The organism is Acetivibrio mesophilus, assembly GCF_004102745.1.
GTDB lineage: Bacteria > Bacillota > Clostridia > Acetivibrionales > Acetivibrionaceae > Hungateiclostridium > Hungateiclostridium mesophilum.
Genome location: NZ_RLII01000068.1, coordinates 1 through 2,691, shown reverse-complemented (window position 1 = coordinate 2,691; position 2,691 = coordinate 1). Strand labels below are relative to the sequence as shown.

Sequence of the window (2,691 nt, the reverse complement as noted above, 5' to 3'; positions counted from 1 at the left end):
GGCTCTAAAAAATGGGGCAGAAAAGTACAATGATTGTTCAGATTACATTTTCCAAAACACTTTAATCTTTATTTTTATTTGTATAAATATGTAGTTTTTTCGAAGGGTCTAAAAATTGCTTACAGGGCAGGAAAGGAATACAATAAATCTATTATCGTATTCCTTTCCTGCTCTGGCTCTACAAGTTCCTTAAAAGACACTTCATAAGCCGATTTAAAGCCAACTCCAAAGATTCTTAAAGTATGCCTCCGTCAGCGTTTCTAAACAATGGGGGCAAAAGACCCGGGATATCGCTTCGTGAGTAGACTACGCAGATACTTTTCAGGAATACTTTCTATACTGTTTTTTTATGAAATCTGTACGGTATTTTATATTCTAGTGTGAAAAAACTGCTGAAAAAGGAAAAATGTCATCCTGCTTCAAAAATGAGAAATTCAGTATTTATGCCTTAAGCTTCCTCCTGCCAAAGTCGTACTCTTCCGGCTGTTGTACTACTGTACCAAAAGACACTTTATTTAGCATTTGCCGGATTGTGGTATATTCATTATAGTAGATTGTTATGTTTTCATGGTCGACTACTATTGATTGAATAAGATCGCGGAAGATCATATATTTTGAACTGATTTTCTATCAGTAATGCGTTGTCCTACTGCTATATGGTAGGGCTTGTTTTTTTATAAAATCTGTTTTAAAAATCATATACAAAAACCTCTATGTCATTTGCTATTAAATTTTTTATAATAAGTGGCTCTATTTTTTCCCATTTACCACCTGCAAGTCCACATCCTATTCTTGGCATATGTATACTTGCACCCAGTTCTTTTGCTTTTGAACATACTTTTTCCAAGCATTTCTCCACTGCATCATATCTAATTGGTACACCTTTTGAGCCAGTTTTAATTCCACGTTGACCTATCATGTTTGCTATTGTAATATACTGTTCAACTCTTACAAACTGCACTTCTCCAAGTAAAAAGTTGCTTTTTTCTCTATGCCACTTACGGTATTCTGTTTCAGGTTCCTTCCAACGCCTTGAAATAGCTAATACAAAACCTTTTCCCCAACCACCAATATCATTACATATATGACAAATAATCTTTTCACCTTTTGAAATTGGAGCTGTTGCATCACCCTTAATATAGTTTATTTCTTGCATTCTATACACACCTCTTTATTCTCTATTTGTAGATATTTCAATTCTACCATAATAATAAAAATAAATCCCACAACAGCACACTCGACGCGTCGGATTATTCCTTATGAGGTAAGCTCAAACTGGATTGTGGAGTTTTTATGTAGGGTGGTTTGGGTTTCTTGCTTCTTAGCATCTTAGCAAATGCTCAAAACTGTAATTTCGGATATAAAGAAATATACTGAAAAATAAAAAGAAAGCTGGGGGGAGCTACCCCAGCACAATATTTCAAATTGTAACTTAAATATCTGTTTTTAAGATTGTACGAACTTCCATAAGTATTTTACCAAGCATGTTTTTACCAGTGCCATTAGAACCACAACCCCAATAGTAATCACTAGTAGTTTTTTCAATAATCTCTTTATCTTCAGTTGATATAAGAATTTCTCGAATATCATCATGAGTTTTAAATTTTGCCAAAACGGCTTCTTTCATAATACTATCTTTAACTTGCTCCCAATCATTTCTTAAAGGTTTATTTCTATCTCTCCCAAGGTTAGCAGCTTCCATTGGTGTTGCAGATAGTCGAATTTCTTCTTCATATTCCGTTCCTGCAAATTTCTGAGCTTGAAAATAATGTTCACTTGTACTCCAGCACTTACCATTAAGCTCAAATCCATGCTTGGAAAAATTGGAAAAACAACCATACTCATCATTTACTTTGTAAAACATAATTGCCATATAACATACCTCAACTATTATTTATTATTTCACCTACGTATAACTTCTTAAATTCATTAATCAGATTGTACCTTTGCCAAATGGTGAATCCCATAAAATTTTACTCAAGTAATCTTCGATTTTACTTGCCTCTAAAAATATAGGGCTTGAGTAATTTGTGTGTTCTGCTTCCGCTGAAATAGTTGTGTAAATAAAGAATAGTAATCCTGCTAATTTTCTGTTAATTAACTCTTTCTCACTAACTAATTTTATTACTTCATCCAGTAACTTATAAAATTCTGAGAAAGCCTCTTTATTTACCAATTTTGAGGTTCTTATTGGCACAAGCAAATCTGTGGTCAAATCATTGATCAATTTAGTAATCTCTTCAATTCTATCGTTCATTATTTTACAACCCCCATTATTGCATCTAAAGGTATTTCGCCAAATACTGATACTTCTTGTTGCCATATAGAATAGTGGTAAGGTAATCCTTCAACACCATTTACTCTTGGATAAATTTCAAATCCCTTTAATGCCTTTGAATTTACTTTATTCATATCAATTGCAATCACACCTAAATTATTTCCTGCTTCATTAAATCCTTTTGCAACTTCCAAGTCTGTTGTTGTTGAAATCCACGGGTCATTTGACCAAGATTTTTTGCTAGATCCGCTAACTAAATGTTCATCAAGTTTCCAATTACCGGTAGGATTCTTAGCTTCTAAGCCTAAACCTTGTTGTAATCTATCAAAATCCTTTTGATTTAAAGCTCTATAAACTATGTTATCACCTTTTGGAGCTTTGTTAAGACTTTTTAAGTTACCAACTCCCGCATT

General features: G+C 33.3%; 5 protein-coding genes. All 5 read right to left on the bottom strand.

Features of this window, described 5'->3' with window-relative positions; all coding sequences use genetic code 11:
- Nucleotides 1–441 precede the first annotated feature (441 nt).
- Entirely contained in the window at nucleotides 442–609 is a 168-nt protein-coding gene (locus EFD62_RS17590) for a hypothetical protein (RefSeq protein ID WP_155522926.1), read from the bottom strand.
- Between the two features lie 79 nt (nucleotides 610–688).
- Entirely contained in the window at nucleotides 689–1,156 is a 468-nt protein-coding gene (locus tag EFD62_RS17165; protein ID WP_128706582.1) for a macro domain-containing protein, read from the bottom strand.
- Between the two features lie 276 nt (nucleotides 1,157–1,432).
- The gene (locus EFD62_RS17160; RefSeq protein ID WP_128706581.1) at nucleotides 1,433–1,873 is read right to left on the bottom strand and encodes an NADAR family protein; all 441 of its coding nucleotides are present in this window, start codon (nucleotides 1,871–1,873) and stop codon (nucleotides 1,433–1,435) included.
- Between the two features lie 60 nt (nucleotides 1,874–1,933).
- Complete coding sequence (locus EFD62_RS17155) at nucleotides 1,934–2,257, bottom strand: hypothetical protein (RefSeq protein WP_128706580.1); 324 nt, start codon at nucleotides 2,255–2,257, stop codon at nucleotides 1,934–1,936.
- On the bottom strand, nucleotides 2,257–2,691 hold a 435-nt coding region (locus EFD62_RS17700; RefSeq protein ID WP_162302539.1), incomplete at its 5' end, for a DUF7587 domain-containing protein. The genes EFD62_RS17700 and EFD62_RS17155, both read right to left, overlap by 1 nt.

Excerpts from the sequence above, each read along its gene's own strand:
- EFD62_RS17160 (WP_128706581.1), bottom strand. The coding sequence starts at position 1,873 with ATGGCAATTATGTTTTACAAAGTAAATGATGAGTATGGTTGTTTTTCC.
- EFD62_RS17155 (WP_128706580.1), bottom strand. The coding sequence starts at position 2,257 with ATGAACGATAGAATTGAAGAGATTACTAAATTGATCAATGATTTGACC.
- EFD62_RS17165 (WP_128706582.1), bottom strand. The coding sequence starts at position 1,156 with ATGCAAGAAATAAACTATATTAAGGGTGATGCAACAGCTCCAATTTCA.
- EFD62_RS17590 (WP_155522926.1), bottom strand. The coding sequence starts at position 609 with ATGATCTTCCGCGATCTTATTCAATCAATAGTAGTCGACCATGAAAAC.